The 16,632-nt window shown below is 60.5% G+C and carries 16 protein-coding genes; 6 read left to right on the plus strand and 10 right to left on the minus strand.

The features are described 5' to 3' along the window. Positions 1-36: 36 nt before the first annotated feature. From PAE61_RS12670 to coxB, 9 genes are all read right to left on the minus strand, one after another. Positions 37-621 (minus strand): GNAT family N-acetyltransferase, encoded by a 585-nt coding sequence (locus tag PAE61_RS12670; RefSeq protein WP_271112742.1) that lies wholly within the window; start codon positions 619-621, stop codon positions 37-39. Next, complete coding sequence (locus tag PAE61_RS12675) at positions 621-1,883, minus strand: M16 family metallopeptidase (protein WP_271112743.1); 1,263 nt, start codon at positions 1,881-1,883, stop codon at positions 621-623. The genes PAE61_RS12670 and PAE61_RS12675 overlap by 1 nt, the downstream gene beginning before the upstream one ends. Next, positions 1,880-3,262: a threonine synthase gene (thrC, locus tag PAE61_RS12680; protein WP_271112744.1), complete on the minus strand. Its 1,383-nt coding sequence runs from the start codon at positions 3,260-3,262 to the stop codon at positions 1,880-1,882. Before thrC ends, PAE61_RS12675 begins: the two co-directional genes overlap by 4 nt. 9 nt (positions 3,263-3,271) lie before the next feature. Continuing rightward, entirely contained in the window at positions 3,272-3,946 is a 675-nt protein-coding gene (locus PAE61_RS12685) for an SURF1 family protein (protein ID WP_271112745.1), read from the minus strand. A 93-nt stretch (positions 3,947-4,039) separates the two neighbouring features. Continuing rightward, positions 4,040-4,840, minus strand: a complete 801-nt coding sequence (locus tag PAE61_RS12690) for a cytochrome c oxidase subunit 3 (protein ID WP_271112746.1) — start codon at positions 4,838-4,840, stop codon at positions 4,040-4,042. A 20-nt stretch (positions 4,841-4,860) separates the two neighbouring features. Beyond that, on the minus strand, positions 4,861-5,469 hold the full coding sequence (locus tag PAE61_RS12695) for a cytochrome c oxidase assembly protein (protein WP_271112747.1): 609 nt from the start codon (positions 5,467-5,469) through the stop codon (positions 4,861-4,863). Then, the gene (locus PAE61_RS12700) at positions 5,466-5,738 is read right to left on the minus strand and encodes a cytochrome c oxidase system small membrane protein (protein WP_271112748.1); all 273 of its coding nucleotides are present in this window, start codon (positions 5,736-5,738) and stop codon (positions 5,466-5,468) included. The genes PAE61_RS12695 and PAE61_RS12700 overlap by 4 nt, the downstream gene beginning before the upstream one ends. Continuing rightward, positions 5,738-6,655, minus strand: a complete 918-nt coding sequence (gene cyoE, locus PAE61_RS12705; protein ID WP_271112749.1) for a heme o synthase — start codon at positions 6,653-6,655, stop codon at positions 5,738-5,740. Before cyoE ends, PAE61_RS12700 begins: the two co-directional genes overlap by 1 nt. Before the next feature lie 2 nt (positions 6,656-6,657). Beyond that, positions 6,658-7,554: a cytochrome c oxidase subunit II gene (coxB, locus tag PAE61_RS12710; protein WP_271112750.1), complete on the minus strand. Its 897-nt coding sequence runs from the start codon at positions 7,552-7,554 to the stop codon at positions 6,658-6,660. Between the two features lie 175 nt (positions 7,555-7,729). Here coxB and tldD point away from each other — a divergent pair, with 175 nt between their 5' ends. Both tldD and dprA read left to right on the plus strand, forming a co-directional pair. Next, on the plus strand, positions 7,730-9,154 hold the full coding sequence (gene tldD / locus PAE61_RS12715; RefSeq protein ID WP_271112751.1) for a metalloprotease TldD: 1,425 nt from the start codon (positions 7,730-7,732) through the stop codon (positions 9,152-9,154). 112 nt (positions 9,155-9,266) lie between these two features. Next, positions 9,267-10,442: a DNA-processing protein DprA gene (gene dprA / locus PAE61_RS12720; protein ID WP_353620358.1), complete on the plus strand. Its 1,176-nt coding sequence runs from the start codon at positions 9,267-9,269 to the stop codon at positions 10,440-10,442. A 134-nt stretch (positions 10,443-10,576) separates the two neighbouring features. Here the strand turns inward: dprA and PAE61_RS12725 are convergent, their stop codons facing one another. Beyond that, positions 10,577-11,017, minus strand: a complete 441-nt coding sequence (locus tag PAE61_RS12725) for an EF-hand domain-containing protein (protein WP_271112753.1) — start codon at positions 11,015-11,017, stop codon at positions 10,577-10,579. 242 nt (positions 11,018-11,259) lie between these two features. Between PAE61_RS12725 and topA the strand changes: the two genes are divergently transcribed. The 4 genes from topA to ppk2 all read left to right on the plus strand — a co-directional run bounded on the left by topA (position 11,260) and on the right by ppk2 (position 16,626). Continuing rightward, the gene (gene topA / locus PAE61_RS12730; protein WP_271112754.1) at positions 11,260-13,917 is read left to right on the plus strand and encodes a type I DNA topoisomerase; all 2,658 of its coding nucleotides are present in this window, start codon (positions 11,260-11,262) and stop codon (positions 13,915-13,917) included. Positions 13,918-14,194: 277 nt separating this feature from the next. Then, complete coding sequence (locus PAE61_RS12735; RefSeq protein ID WP_271112755.1) at positions 14,195-14,899, plus strand: CoA transferase subunit A; 705 nt, start codon at positions 14,195-14,197, stop codon at positions 14,897-14,899. Positions 14,900-14,901: 2 nt separating this feature from the next. Beyond that, positions 14,902-15,525: a CoA transferase subunit B gene (locus tag PAE61_RS12740; RefSeq protein ID WP_271112756.1), complete on the plus strand. Its 624-nt coding sequence runs from the start codon at positions 14,902-14,904 to the stop codon at positions 15,523-15,525. Between the two features lie 195 nt (positions 15,526-15,720). Next, complete coding sequence (gene ppk2 / locus PAE61_RS12745; RefSeq protein WP_271112757.1) at positions 15,721-16,626, plus strand: polyphosphate kinase 2; 906 nt, start codon at positions 15,721-15,723, stop codon at positions 16,624-16,626. Positions 16,627-16,632: the final 6 nt, after the last annotated feature.

Here is a 16,632-nt window from a genome sequence, read left to right on the forward strand (position 1 = left end):
CCTGCCCTTCATGCGTCTTTTGTCGCGCCCGATCAGCTAACCGGCTGCGGTCTTTCCGCGCCGGTCATGACGCAAATTGGCATAGAGCACATGAGTGCGCCACCGCCCGTTGATCTGAAGATAGCTTTGCGCGACGCCTTCATATTTAAAACCCGACCGCTCCAGCACACCGCGCGATGCGGTATTATCGGGCAGGCAGGCTGCCTCGATGCGGGACAGATCCATCACGACGAATGCGTGACGGACCACCGCATTGATCGCCTCGGTCATATAGCCCTGCCGTGCAAACGGAGCGCCGATCCAGTAACCGATCGTCGCCATCTGAGCCGGACCGCGGCGAATACTGTCCAGGGTGATCGCGCCAAGGATCGCCCCGTCCACGCTGCGCTCAAGAAAGAACGGCAGCGCATTGCCGTTCCGGCAGGTGCGCTGCGCCCAGTAAACCCGGTTGGTGAAGGATTTACGCGACAGATGGTCGTCGGACCATGACGGCTCCCACGGGGTCAGGAAATCCCGGCTCTCCAGACGCAGCCCCGTCCATGCGTTGAAATCCGAATGTTGCGGAAGGCGCAGCACCATCCTTTCGGTTTCCAGCAGGATCGGACGCCGCCGCCCGAACATTATGCAGCCAGCCTGTCTGCCAGTTCGTCCAGCGACGGCGCATGTTCGACCGGCCCGTAAAGCGCCATTGCCGGATGGCGAGCGATCATGCTTGCCGCATATTCGGCGATGTCTTCGCGGGTGACGCTGTCCAGCTTCGCCGCCGTCTCATCAGGTTCCGGCACGCGTCCCCAGATCGCCAGCGACCGCGCAATGCGCTCTGCCTGCCCCGAGCTGCTTTCCAGCCCCATCAGCATACCGGCCTTCAACTGCGCCCGCGCCCGTGCGATCTCGGCATCGGAAAGCTGATCGACCGAGCGTTTCAGCTCATCGACGGTCAGCGTCATCAGCTCGGCCAGATCCTCAGAGGCAGTCCCGGCATAGATCGTCATCATCCCGGTATCGTCATGGAAACCGGACTGGGCGAAGATCGTATAACACAGCCCGCGTTCCTCGCGGATCTTCTGGAACAGGCGCGAGGACATGCCGCCACCCATCGCCACCGTCCAGATCTGCGAGGCATGGTAATGCGGCGAGCGGTATCCCGGACCTTCGAAAGCCAGCGTGAAATGCGCCTGTTCAAGGTCCTTGATCCGCCTTGCCTCGGCACCGCGCCACCGGGCCGCATCGCGCAGCCCGCCCGGTCGCGGTTTCAGCGCACCCAGCGTAGCCTCGGCCTGACGGACGATGGCATCGTGATCCACCGCGCCGGCAGCAGCAAGGATCATCCGGTCCGGCCCGTATTGCTCGGTCACGAAGCGCGACAGATCGGGGCGGCCGAATTGCGAAACCCGCTCTGCCGGGCCGAGGATCGGGCGACCGATGGGCTGATCGGGATAGGCAGCCTCTTGCAGCCAATCGAAGACGATATCGTCCGGCGTATCAAGCGCCTGCCCGATCTCCTGAAGGATCACACCGCGCTCGATTTCGATCTCGCGCTCATCGAATGACGGGTTCAGCAGGATGTCGGAAATCACATCCAGCGCCAGCCCGGTATCGGCGGCCAGCACCCGCGCATAATAGGCCGTCGTATCCCGCGAGGTATAGGCATTGATATAGCCGCCGACATCCTCGATTTCCTCGGCGATCTGAAGGGCGGTCCGCCTTGCCGTACCCTTGAACGCCATATGTTCAAGAAAATGCGCGATGCCGTTCTGCTCGGCCCGCTCGTCGCGCCCGCCCGCATTCACCCAGACACCTAGCGTGGCAGAGTGAAGCCCCGGCATGTGGCGCGTGACAATGCGCAGCCCGTTGGGGAGTGTTGTGATATTTGTATCGCTCAAGCCGTCCTCCGTTCAAGGATCAGCGATTTAAGCGCATCTGCGTCATTTTCAACCCGGCTCGACCGCTCGGGAAGGTCGAACAGGTTTTCCATATGGGGCGGAAGGGCGGGCCGGATGCCGGTCGCCTGTTCCACCGCATCGGGGAATTTCGCCGGATGCGCGGTCGCAAGGGTGATCATCGGAATACCCTCGCGCAGATGCTCACGCGCGACTTTCACGCCGACCGCGGAATGAGGGCAGAGGATTTCTCCGGTCTCGTCGCGGATGATACGGATCGTTTCCAGCGTTTCCTGTTCCGAGGCCCGGCCCGACAGGAAATCCTCGCGCAGCGCCTGCAATGCGCCCTGGCTGATGGTGAAACCACCCTGACGCAGTTCTTCCATCAATTGACGGATCGCGGTTGCATCGCCGCCATAGGCCCAGAACAGAGCGCGTTCGAAATTGCTGCTGACCTGAATATCCATAGACGGCGAAATCGAGGGTTCGACCTGCCCGGTCCGGTATTCGCCACTCGTCAATGCGCGATGCAGGATATCGTTCTGATTCGTCGCGATCACCAGCCGCCCGACCGGCACGCCCATGCGCTTCGCCACCAGACCGGCAAGAATATCGCCAAAATTGCCGGTCGGCACGGTGAAATCGACCTGCCGCCCCGGTGCGCCAAGACTGACCGCCGAGGTCACGTAATATACCACCTGCGCCAGCACCCGCGCCCAGTTGATGCTGTTCACCCCGGCCAGACCGACCTCATCGCGGAAAGCATAATCGTTGAACAGATCCTTCAGCCGCGCCTGGCAATCGTCGAAATGCCCGCTCAGCGCGAGCGCGTGGACATTCGCATCATCCGGGGTGGTCATCTGCCGCCGCTGGACCTCGGACACGCGTCCATGCGGAAACAGGATGAACACATCGACATTTTCCAGCCCGCGAAATGCCTCAATCGCGGCGCTGCCGGTATCGCCGGATGTCGCGCCGACAATGGTGATCCTCTGGCCAGAGCGTTGAAGCGCGATCTGGAACAACTGCCCGATCAGTTGCATCGCGAAATCCTTGAAGGCGAGCGTCGGGCCGTGGAACAGTTCCAGCAGGTGATGCCCGGGCGCAAGCTGACGCAGAGGCGCACGCGCGACATGGCCGAAATTCTCATACGCCGCAGCAATAGCGCGGGTCAGTTCCTCATCCGAGAAGCTCTCACCCAGAAAAGGCTTGATGACGCGGAACGCGGCCTCTTCATAGGACAGGCCCTCAAACCCGGCGAGATCCTGAAGCTGCGGGATGGTCTCGGGCAGATACAGGCCACCGTCACGCGCCAGCCCGGTCAGCATCGCCTGTTCGAAATCCAGAATCGGGGCGTTTCCGCGTGTCGAGATATATCGCATCATCCGTTCCTAATATGTCCGGCGCCTGATACGCCAGATGAACCAGAGTGTCATCCCTGCGCAAGTCGCCGCGAACAGGAACCACTGCACGGCGTAGGAAAGATGGCTGTTCGGCACACCATCAATCGAGACCGGGATCGGATCGACACCCTGTAGATCGCCTTCAGCCGCGGCGGCCACGACAAGCACCGGCTCGGTATCCAGCATGCGAGCCATTTCCGGCACATCGCGGGCGAACCAGATCCCCGCATCCAGATCCGGCTCTGGCGTGGCGCTGCCTTTTTCCTGCGGCCAGTGCAGATTGCCCCGTACGCGCAAAGCGGCAGGCGGTCGGGGGTCATGCCGCTGATCCTGATCGACGAAACCGCGATCCAGCAGAATGCGCCGACCATCGCTGGTGACGAAGCCGGAGATCACATTATATCCGCCGCCGCGTTCCTTGGTGCCGGACAGAACAAGGATCTCTTCGCCCGTGGTCCGGCCCTCAACTAGCACCGGCATATATTTCATCGACGGATCGATTTCTGCGGGCAAAGGCTGCGCTGCGGCATCGATCCCGGTCTGAATCTCGGCCAGCATCGCCTCTTTCCACTCCATCCGGCGAAGCTGCCAGAAGCCGAGGGTCATCAGAATGGCGGTGCCAACGATACCAAAGATCAGCGGCGGGATGATCGAGCGGCGCATGATATTCCGATGACCTTCCAGGACAAGAAAAAGCCAAGAAAAACGGCGCAGTGATGCTGCGCCGTTCGCATGTGTCGTGATTTACCTGACGCCTCAGCGGCCCCAGATATAAATCGCAAAGAAGAGGAACAGCCAGACCACATCGACGAAGTGCCAATACCAGGCCGCTGCCTCGAATCCGACATGCTGCTTGTCGCTCATCTGGCCGCGCATCAGGCGGATCAGGCAGACGAACAGGAAGATCGTCCCGATAATGACATGAAAGCCGTGGAAGCCCGTCGCCATGAAGAACACTCCGCCATAGACCGTGTCGGACAGACCGAACGCCGCATGGCTGTATTCGTAAGCCTGAAGGATCGTGAAGCAGATGCCAAGAACGACCGCGATAGCCGTCCCGGTGATCGCGTCCTTGCGGTTGTTTTCATGAACCAGAGCGTGATGCGCCCAGGTCACCGCACAACCCGACAGAAGCAGGATCAGCGTATTGATCAGCGGCAGATGCCAGGGATCGAAAGTCGTGATCCCTTCCGGAGGCCAGACACCGTCCCGAATCGGGCTTTCCGGCCCCATCGGATACAGAGCATTCTTGAAGAAGGCCCAGAACCACGCAACGAAGAACATGACCTCCGAGATGATGAACAAGATGATGCCGTATTGCAGACCAATCCGGACGACCGGAGTATGATCGCCGGTTTCGCCCTCATGCACCACATCGGCCCACCAGCCGAACATTGTGTACGCCACGCCGACAGTACCGATCAGATAGGCCCAAGGTCCGGCGCCTTTCATCCACGCAACGGCGCCCGTCAGCATTACGAAGGTCGAAACCGCCGCGAGCAACGGCCAGATCGAGGGCGGCAATATGTGGTAATCGTGGTTCTTTGCATGCGCCATTGGCTGTCCCCGCTATTGCGTCAGTTCATTCTGGTTGTGTCTTGCCCCGTCGTCAACGCAGCCTGGGTATCGTCCGCAGGCTCATCGGTTTCGAAGGGGTGGAAAGTATAGCTGAGCGTGATGTCGCGCACCTTACGGGCATCCCGATCTGTCACTATTTCGGGATCGACCTCGAATGTGACGGGCATCTCGATCCGCTCGCCGGGTTTAAGCGTCTGCTCGGTGAAGCAGAAACACTCGATCTTGTAGAAGAACGATCCCGCGATATCCGGCGCGACATTATAGGAGGCCCGGCCGGTCACGGTGCGGTCCGAGTTATTCACGGCTTCATAGAAGGCCAGTCCGGTCTCGCCGATGCGCATCTCCATCTCACGCTGCATCGGCTTGAACCCCCAAGGCAGGCTGGGATCGGTGTTGCCGTCGAAACGGATGGTGATCTTTTCATCGAGGATCTTCGTCTCACCGGCGCTGTTTGCATCCGCAACCTGAGTCGTGCCCGCATAGCCGGTCACCCGGCAGAACCAGTTATAAAACGGCACCGCCGCCCAGGCGAGCGCCCCCATCACGACCACGACGCCAACAAGCGAGACAACGACCCGAGAATTCTTGTCTTTCGGCAAAATACTCATGGCGTGGTTCTTGCTCCTTGTTCGGCGGCGGGCGTACCCGGCGCGGCGACCGGATCATCGGATGGTGCAATCTCGGTCCCCTCTTCGCGCGGCAGCAAAGCGGGCCGCACCTGATGATCGAACCCTTCAAGCGAGGCCGACTGACCCGTGCTGACCTTGACCACCGACAGCGCGAAGATCAGCGCCGCAAACGCGATCAGCACGACCAGAAGCCCGATATTGCGCGAGCGGCGGCGCTGATGAAGCTCATGTTCGGTACGCAGGGCCATCACATCGAAATCCAGTGCTGAACAAGAAGGGCTGCGAAATGCAGGAACAGATAATAGAGCGATAATTTGAAAAAGCTCTTTTCTGCTTTATGCCCGTCTGCGAATGACTGCGCATCGCTGCGCCGCATCACTTGCCAGCCATTCCAGATGAACAGCACATTCAGGACAAGTGCGACAGCAAGGTAGAACGGCCCGCCAATCGAAGTCAGCCCCAGCCAGATCGCAAAGGGCGCGAGCACAAGCGTATAGACGAAAATATGCCGACGCGTTGCCTGACGCCCGTGAGTCACGGTCAGCATCGGCACTCCGGCATTATTGTAATCTTCCTTGGTAAACAGCGCCAACGCCCAGAAATGCGGCGGCGTCCAGAAGAAGATCAGCGCGAACATCAGCAGAGATTCGACGCTGATCCCGCCTGTCACGCAAGCCCAGCCGATCATAGGAGGGAAGGAACCCGCCGCACCGCCGATGACGATATTCTGAGGCGTCAGACGTTTCAGCCAGATCGTGTAAACCACGACGTAAAAGAAAATGGTGAACGCCAGAAACCCTGCGGCGAACCAGTTCGCAGCCAGTCCCAGCATCATCACCGACAGGCCGGACAGGGCAAGTCCAAGCCCCAAAGCCTCGGCGCCGGAAACCCGCCCGGCGGGAATCGGGCGCGACTTCGTACGGCGCATGACCGCGTCGATATCGGCGTCGTACCACATATTCAGCGCACCCGACGCGCCTCCGCCAATGGCAATGAACAGGATCGAGCAGAACGCCACCAGCGGATGCAGGCTGCCCGGCGCGACAATAAGCCCGACAAAGGCGGTGAACACGACAAGGGACATGACGCGCGGCTTGAGCAGCGCGACATAGTCACCAAATTCGGCCTCGGGCGAGGTCGCATGATATATGGACGCGTCCGTCACGTTCACTTCACGGCCAACTGGATCGGGCGGGCATTTTCAAGCTCAGCCGAGGCAAACTCGACCTTCGCGCCCTCAAGCCAGGCGGCATAGGTTTCCGGCGAGACAGCCTTGACGACGATCGGCATATAGGCGTGGTTGATGCCGCACAGCTCCGAGCACTGCCCGAAATAGACGCCTTCCTGTTCGGCGGTAAACGCAAGCTGAGCGATCCGGCCCGGCACGGCATCCTGTTTTACGGCGAATGCCGGGATGGTCCATGCGTGGATCACATCGGTCGCGGTGAACTGCATCAGCACTTCCTGCCCGACCGGGACAACGACAGGGTTATCGGTCGCCAGCAGATATTCATCCTCGGAATAGCCGTAAGCTTCCAGATCTTCCTTCGGCAGAAGCAGCGCATCGAAGGCGATTTCCTCATTCGGGTATTCATAGGACCAGTACCACTGATGCCCGATTGCCTTGATCACCACCGAGGGATTCTCGGGAATCGCAAGCTGACGGAACAGAATCGGCAGCGAGAACACACCGATAGCGATCAGGATCAGGATCGGAACCAGCGTCCATGCGATCTCGACCGGCGTGTTATGGCTGAACCGCGCAGGGGTCGGGTTCGCCTTCCGGTTATACCGGATGATGCACCACAGCAGCAGCCCGCAGACGAAGACAACGACGACGGCGATAATGATCAGGACAAAATGATCCAGCCATTGCTGATCGTTCGCCTGAGGGGTGGATGCAGGCTGAAAGCCTATACCGCGCGGATCGGGCTTGCCGATCACAGGCAGTTCGCCAAGCGCCTGATCTGCCGCGCTTTGGGCCAGTGCCACGCCTGATGACAGCGCAGCCGCCGCCCCCATTCCTGCCGCTGTTACGCGGCGCATCATCGCTGGAGCCACCATCCGAGTATCCCTTGCCGTTTCACTTCGTATGCCGCGCAAGCGGCGAAACTTGCGCTCCGCCCTTCCGAGTCAGACTTTTTCCGTTTAGAACCACAAAACCCATCCTGCGACAAGTCGGGTCATACCCTCATGCAGGTATTATATACCCTTGGTTTCTGCATTCGGGGAGATTTTCATGACGACAGACGCGTTCCGGCCCTTCGAGGATCACTTCGACCGCGACGCGGCCCTGACCCTGCTGCGCGACACGGTTTCCGGTGCCGAGGACGGAGAACTGTTCGTAGAGCGGGCGCATTCCGAAACCCTGACATTCGATGATCGCCGCCTGCGCGGATCGAGCTATACCGCCAGCCGGGGCTTCGGGCTTCGCGCCGTGGCCGGTGAGGTGACCGGATATGCTCATTCGACCGAACTGACCCTGCCCGCCCTTCAGCGTGCCGCCGAAACCGTCCGGCTTGCCGTGGGCAATGGCGATCATACACTCGCCCTTCCGCCCGTAACAGAAATTTCACCGCTTTATGCTCCGGTGGACCCCGCTCAGGGGATCGATGTCGGGACCCGCATCGACCTTCTGCGCGAGATCGACGCCTATGCCCGCGCCCTCGATCCACGAATCGTTCAGGTCACGGCCTCGATTGCCTCAAGCCTTCAGGAAGTCGCGATTCTGCGACCCGAAGGTGGGCTGGTCACCGATACGCGCCCGATGGCGCGGCTGTATGTCGCAGTCATCGTCGAAGATAACGCGCGACGTGAAACCGGAGGTGCCGGAGGCGGGGGCCGGGTTTCCCTGCGCGGATTGCTGGAGCCCGGTTACTGGAAGGCACAGGTCGCCGAGGCTCTGCGCATCGCCCTTGTGAATCTTCGCGCCGAACCCGCCCCTGCCGGGGTGATGGATGTCGTTCTGGGTCCGGGCTGGCCCGGCATCCTGCTGCACGAGGCCGTCGGCCACGGGCTTGAGGGCGATTTCAACCGCAAGGGACATTCTGCCTTCGCCGGGCTGATGGGCCAGCGTGTCGCCGCCCCCGGGGTCACCGTCATCGATGACGGAACGATCCCCGACCGGCGCGGCTCGATCAGCGTGGATGATGAGGGCACCGCTCCGGCGCGAAACGTGCTGATCGAAGATGGCATTCTGGTCGGCTATCTTCAGGATCGTCAGAATGCCCGGCTGATGGGAGTCGAACCCACCGGGAACGGACGCCGCGAAAGCTATGCGCATTCGCCCATGCCGCGCATGACGAACACATTCATGCTCGGCGGAGATGCAAGCCCCGACGCGATTGTCGCGGATCTCAAAGACGGTATCTACGCGGTGGGCTTCGGCGGCGGTCAGGTCGATATCACCAACGGGAAATTCGTTTTCTCGTGCACCGAGGCATATCGCGTGAAAAACGGCCAGATCGGCGATCCGATCCGGGGCGCAACCCTGATCGGAGACGGTGCGACGGCGTTGCAGCATATCCGTGCAATCGGGAATGACACTGCGCTCGATCCCGGAATCGGCACTTGCGGCAAGCAGGGCCAGTGGGTCCCTGTCGGGGTCGGACTGCCGACGCTGATGATCGGCGGGCTGACTGTCGGCGGATCGGCGGCGGGATAATCCGCCTGCCAGAGCCCAAGCGCCGCAAATCCCGCGATTATCGGCGGCGCTAACCTGACCTTAACCACCGACCGGCCATAACAGCCGGGAATGAGGCGGAAAGGTCGCAAGGTTGTTTTCTTTCAACTCCCCCCACACCCCACCGACAGCGAGGGAAGATGATCTTGTCCTGCTCCGCCTCATTCGCTCGCGCCGTGTCGGTCCTGCAACCTTCCATCGGCTGATGGCCGAACATGGCAGCGCCGTCGCCTCGCTGAGGGCATTGCCCGGAATTGCCCGCGATGCAGGGGTCGAAGATTACGCTTCCTGCCCCGAATCCGTCGCAGCGGCAGAGCTGAAAGCGGGCAGAAAGTCCGGCGCAAAGCTGATCCGCTACGATTCACCCGAATATCCCGAATTGCTGCGCCAGCTTTCCGATGCGCCTCCTTTATTGTGGGTGAGGGGCAATCCGAAGGCGCTCGCACAGCCGAAACTTGCTGTGATCGGGGCGCGAAATGCGTCCTCTCTCGGGCTGCGCATGGCGCGGGGTATGGCGAATGCCCTGTCTGAAATGGGGATCTGTATCGTCTCAGGCCTGGCACGCGGCATCGACAGCGCAGCGCATGAGGCAAGCGTGAAACATGGCACGATTGCCGTCATGGCAGGCGGGACGGATTGTATCTATCCCGCCGAAAACAGGATTCTCGCCGCGACAATATGCGATCGCGGATGTCTGGTCTCGGAGCAGCCGCCGGGGCTGGAACCGATTGCCCGCCATTTCCCGGTGCGCAATCGTATTATCTCGGGGCTGAGCCACGGGGTCATCGTGATCGAAGCAGCCTCCGGATCTGGCAGTCTCATCACGGCGCGAAATGCGCTTGATCAGGGTCGGGAAGTGCTCGCCGTGCCCGGGCATCCTGTGGATGGCCGCGCCGGTGGCTGCAACCAGCTTATCCGCGACGGTGCCGTTCTGGTCCGCAACGCCGAGGATGTGCTGGAGGCACTGCCGGATCTGAAAGCACGGATGACCTCGCCAGCGAGACAGAAGGACGAAAAACCGCAATCGGCAGAAACCCCGGCGCGATGCAGCGAAAAAAGCAGCCCGTCGAAAGAAAGCTGCATGGCCAGAGTTCTCGACCGCCTCTCGCCCAGTCCGACAGAGGAAAACGCGCTGATACGCGATATCGGCATTCCAGCCTCTGTTCTGGCTCCGGCGATTGTCGAACTTGAGCTGACCGGTCGGCTGATCCGGATGCCGGGCGGGATGATCGCGCTCAGCGATGCGTCGTCCCGGGCATCCCGGCATTGAATATAAGGCAGGACGACTGGACGGGGCGTTTCATATGTCTGGTAAGCTGAAGCAAGAAGGAGCGACCGCCTGTAATTCACCCTTCTGCCACCGTTACAGACTGACGGCCTTCCCGCCCCATGATGTCGCGCAGATTATCGGTCATGCGGCGCGGGCAGCATTTTCGCCATCACCTGAAATTCGGAATCGGAAATGATCCCGTCCCGGTTGCTATCCAGATTTGCGCCGCTGGGCGCAGGCGGTGAGGCAGGTTGTCGGTTGTTCTCCTGTGTGGTCGGTTCTTGCTGCGGTTTCATGCCGGGACGGCGCTCATCCCGTAGATTGGGGACAGCTTCATCTGTCGGATTTCCCTCAGGCCGCGCGGGAGGCCTGCGGTCATGATCCACCGCCTGATGCCGGGGCGCTTTCGCAAGGAATGCGTCCGCCTCTTGTACGGTGACACGGCCATCATGGTTCGCATCCATCGCCGAAAGCCGCCGGTCGGATTCACCGTTCGTTGCCGAAGGATCGGCAAGCGCAGCTATTCCTGACAGGCAAATGGCGGAAACCAGCAGCAGCTTTATTGGGTTTATCATGTCTTTCTCCGGCAAATCTTTCAGGGCCGACAGGCGCGGTCTGACGGCATCTCACCGGAAGGCAGCGCATCTGTCCATTCACACCGGCTCAACTGTCAGCGCCCGGAATGTGACATTCCGTGATCGTGCCGATCGCAGCCGCAGCGCCCGGCCAATGCCAGAAGCGCCTGCCCCTCTCTGCCCGTTGACACTATCTGCAAGCGCCCCCATGTTGTCGCGCCAAATCCGTAATGAGGTTCCGCATGCCTGTCGTCGTTGTCGAATCGCCGGCCAAAGCCAAGACGATCAACAAATATCTGGGCGACGATTATACCGTTCTCGCCTCGTTCGGGCATGTCCGCGACCTGCCGCCGAAAGACGGCTCGGTCGATCCCGAGGCCGATTTCGACATGAAATGGGAGGTGGCCTCGGATTCGAAGAAGCACCTCAAGGCGATCCGCGATGCGCTGTCGGGCGATGACGCGCTGATCCTCGCCACCGACCCCGACCGTGAGGGCGAGGCGATTTCCTGGCATTTGCTGGAGGCTCTGGCCCCGGCGCTGAAAAAAGGCAAATCGGTCAGCCGCGTGACCTTCAACGCGATTACGAAGAACGCCGTGACCGACGCAATGGCCAAGCCGCGCGAGATCGACCGCGATCTGGTCGATGCCTATCTGGCCCGCCGTGCGCTGGATTATCTTGTTGGTTTCAACCTTTCCCCTGTGCTGTGGCGCAAACTGCCCGGCGCGAAATCGGCGGGCCGCGTTCAATCGGTCACGCTGCGCCTGATCGTCGAACGCGAGATGGAGATCGAGGCGTTTAAACCGCGCGAATACTGGTCCGTCCATGCCCGTCTGGCGACACCCTTGGGTGAGGAATATGATGCGACTCTGGTCAGCCTTGCCGGTGACAAGCTTGAACGTTTCGACATTCCGACCGCCGAAAAGGCACGGCTGGCGCTTTCCGCCATCAACGCGCGGGACCTGACCGTCAGCAGCGTCACCGCCAAGCCCGCCACGCGCAATCCGTGGCCGCCTTTCATGACCTCGACCCTCCAGCAGGAAGCGTCGCGCAAGCTTGGTCTTGGCGCACGGGCCTGTATGTCCACGGCGCAGCGGCTTTATGAGGCGGGGCTGATCACCTATATGCGGACCGATGGCATCGACATGGCGCCCGAAGCCGTGATGTCCGCCCGCGATGTCATCAAATCGCGTTTCGGTGAAAACTACCTGCCGAAATCGCCGCGCATGTACAAGAACAAGGCCAAGAACGCGCAGGAAGCGCATGAATGTATCCGCCCCACGGATATGTCGGTTTCTCCCGACAGATTGCGGATTTCCGAAAAGGATCAGCGGGCGCTCTATGATCTGATCTGGAAGCGGACGCTGGCCAGCCAGATGGAAGCCGCCCGCATGGAGCGTACCACGGTCGAAATCGCCAGCGCGGACGGGCAGGTCGGGCTACGGGCCACAGGTCAGGTGATGATGTTCGACGGGTTCCTGGCCGTTTACGATCAGGGCCGCGACGACGACGATTCCGAGGACAGCAACCGCCTACCCCAGATCAGTGAGGGCGAGGCCGCCCGCAAGATTGCCGCCTTCGCCGCCGAAGAGGGCGTGCTGGTCGATGACAGCAAGACCGCCGCCGCGCGTCAGCATTTCACGCAGCCCCCGCCGCGCTATACCGAGGCAACGCTGGTCAAGAAGATGGAGGAACTCGGCATCGGCCGGCCTTCGACCTATGCCAGCATCGTCACGACCATTCAGGACCGCGAATATGTCCGCAAGGACAAGAACCGCCTGATCCCCGAGGATAAGGGGCGGCTGGTGACGGCATTTCTGGTGAAATATTTCCCGCGCTATGTCTCTTATGATTTTACCGCGAATATGGAAACAGAGCTGGACGATATCAGCTCGGGCAACCGCGCCTATCGTGAGGTGCTGCGCCGCTTCTGGCGGGATTTCACGGCGGCGCTTGAAGGCACCACCGATCTGCGCATCGGTGAGGTGCTGGAAGCCATTGACGAAGCGCTTGCTCCGCATCTCTATCCGGCGCGGGAGGATGGCGGCGATCCGCGCGAATGCCCGCTTTGCGGTCAGGGACGGCTGAACCTGAAGACAGCTCGGTCCGGCGGGGCCTTTATCGGATGCTCTCGTTATCCTGAATGCCGCTATACAAGGCCCCTGTCTGCGCCGGATGGTGAGGAAGCCATTGGCGATCGGGTTCTGGGTGATGATGCGGGCGATGAGATCAGCCTGAAAAACGGTCGCTTCGGCCCCTATGTCCAGCGAGGGGAGCCGACCGAGGATCAGCCCAAACCGCCGCGCGCATCGATCCCGAAAGGCTGGGACGCGAACAGCGTCGATCTGGAACAGGCGCTAAAATTGCTGGCCCTGCCCCGCCCCATCGGTCCGCACCCCGAGGATGGCGAACTGGTCGAGGCCGGAATCGGGCGCTATGGGCCTTACGTCAAGCACGGCAAGAAATACGCCAATCTGCCCGATGTCGAAGAGGTCTTCACCGTCGGCATGAATCGCGCAGTCGAGGTTCTGGCCTCGAAACCCACGCGCGGGCGGGCCGCGGCAGCCGCTCCTCTGAAAGAGCTTGGGGACCATCCCGATGGCGGAAAGATTGCCGTGATGAGCGGGCGCTATGGGCCGTATGTGAAATGGGAAAAGATCAACGCGACCCTGCCGCGCGATCTGGAGCCTGCCGATATCACGATGGAACAGGCGCTGGAGCTGATCGCAGCCAAGGCCGCCAAATCGCCGAAAAAGAAAACTGCGGCGAAAAAAACCGCTGCCAGCAAGACGGCAAAAAAGCCTGCTGCGAAGAAAGCCGGAAGCAAGGCGACGGCGAAGAAATCTCCGGCGAAAACCGCCAGGAAACCCGCTGCGACAAAGAAAGAGGCTGAAGAATAAGTCTGCCTTCCGTCAATTGCTTCATCCCATGCGGGTTTCTTGCATGGGATGCGCCTTTGGGCTGGCGGTTTCTTGATGAAAAGTAGACGAAAGCGCGGAAACGGCGGCAGTCTGCGCCCTGTCGCGGCCTTGGCGAGGCACCGGAACGCCGGTCATTCGTCCCATGGCGCCCGAATTCGACCCCGGGAATGGCGGCAAGACCGAATGCTAACGCTACCGTACGTTGACACTGCGGCACCCCCTTGCAACAAATCCTGCAATAAATCCGGAGGAAAAGATGAAGAAAATCTATCCCGATGCCGACGCGGCGCTTGATGGGCTGCTGTTTGACGGCATGCATATCGCTGCGGGAGGCTTTGGCCTGTGCGGCATTCCCGAATTGCTGATCGACGCGCTTGTGAAAAGCGGCGTGAAGGATCTGACCATCGCCAGCAATAATTGCGGCGTTGATGGGTTCGGTCTGGGCAAGCTGCTGGACACCAAGCAGATCAAGAAGATGCAGTCCTCTTATGTCGGCGAGAATGAAGAATTCATGCGCCAGTATCTCTCCGGAGAGCTGGAACTGGAATTCAACCCGCAAGGCACTCTGGCCGAACGGATGCGTGCGGCGGGCGCCGGGATTCCGGGCTTCTATACAAAGACCGGCGTCGGCACGGTGATCGCCGAGGGCAAAGAGGTGAAGCAGTTCAATGGCGAGGATTATATCCTCGAAGAAGGGATTTTCGCGGATCTGTCCATCGTGAAGGCGTGGAAAGCCGACGACACCGGCAACCTCGTCTTCCGCAAGACCGCCCGCAACTTCAACCCGCCCGCCGCGATGTGCGGCAAGGTCTGCGTGGCCGAGGTCGAGGAAATCGTGCCGCGCGGCTCGATCGACCCGGATCATATCCACTTGCCCGGCATCTATGTGCACCGCATCATTCAGGGCGAACACGAGAAGCGCATCGAACAGCGCACCACCCGTAAGCGTGAGGAGGCCTGATCATGGCATGGGACCGCAATCAAATGGCCGAACGCGCCGCTCAGGAGCTTGAGGACGGCATGTATGTCAATCTCGGCATCGGCATCCCGACGCTGGTGGCGAATTATGTCGGCGACAAGGATATCACGCTACAATCCGAAAACGGCATGCTCGGCATGGGTCCTTTCCCCTTCGAGGGCGAGGAAGATCCCGATCTGATCAATGCCGGCAAGCAGACCATCACCGAGCTTGACCGGACCTCTTATTTCGACAGCGCGACCAGCTTCGGCATGATCCGCGGCGGCAAGATCGCGGCGGCGATTCTGGGCGCGATGGAGGTCGCGGAAAACGGCGATCTGGCGAACTGGATGATCCCGAAGAAGCTGGTCAAGGGGATGGGCGGCGCGATGGATCTTGTGGCCGGTGTCGGTCGCGTCATCGTGGTGATGGACCACCAGAACAAGCATGGTGAGTCGAAACTGCTGAAGGAATGCACCCTGCCACTGACCGGCAAGGCGGTGGTGGACCGGATCATCACCAATCTGGGTGTCCTGGACGTCGTCGAGGGCGGGCTGAAGATCGTCGAGACTGCCGATGGCGTGACCGAGGACGAACTCCGCGCCGCGACCGAGGCGACCATTATCTGATCCTGCTGATCCCGGTGACAGAAAAGGCCCCGTCAGGGGTCTTTTTTGTGCCAGCCGGGCTGTGATGCCGGATGGATTGCGGATTTTTATTCGTTTACCGGCGCGGCACGCCACATGATCACTCGCCCTGCCGCTCTCCCCTACAAAACCGTCACAATTCCCGCTTATATCCCAGATGTTGAACCGGAGGTATGCATGAACGACGCACCGCAAGATTGGCTGGAAGCCGAACTGCAGGACACGCTGGATGAGGATTACGAGCTTGAGCTTGAAGACGCCGTTCTCAGCCAGGAAATCAAGCAGATCTACCGGGACACCCATCCCGAACAGATGGACCGCAAGCAGTATTTTCAGGAATTGCTGCGCCTTCAGTCCGAACTGATCAAGCTTCAGGATTGGGTCAGTCACTATAAGGAAAAGGTCGTTGTGATCTTCGAAGGCCGCGATTCCGCCGGTAAGGGCGGCGCGATCAAGCGGATGACCCAGCGACTGAACCCCCGCGTCGCCCGCGTGGTTGCCCTTCCCGCCCCCTCGGACCGGGAAAAGACCCAATGGTATTTCCAGAGATATGTGCCGCATCTGCCCGCTGGCGGCGAAATCGTGCTGTTCGACCGAAGCTGGTATAACCGCGCCGGAGTCGAACGCGTGATGGGGTTTGCCACCGAAGAACAGGTGCAGCAATTCTTCGACGACGTGCCGGAATTCGAACGTATGCTCGTCCGCTCGGGCATCAGGCTGGTCAAATACTGGTTCTCGATCACCGATGAAGAACAACAGATGCGCTTCCTCATGCGGATCCACGATCCGATGAAGCAATGGAAGCTGTCTCCGATGGACCTGCAATCCCGAATCCGTTGGGAAGCCTATACCAAAGCCAAGGAAGAAATGTTCGAACGCACGAATATTCCCGAGGCACCCTGGTATATCGTGCCCGGCAACGATAAAAAACGCGCCCGGCTGAATTGTATTGCGCATCTGCTGTCTCTTATGCCGTACACCGAAGTGCCGCATGAAGATATCTCACTGCCGGACCGCGTATTTAACCCGGATTACGAACGCGACATACTGCCTCGGGATCTGTATGTTCCACAGAAATACTAAGGACAA

Origin of the sequence: Paracoccus aerodenitrificans, assembly GCF_027913215.1 — a bacterium.
GTDB classification, from domain to species: domain Bacteria; phylum Pseudomonadota; class Alphaproteobacteria; order Rhodobacterales; family Rhodobacteraceae; genus Paracoccus; species Paracoccus aerodenitrificans.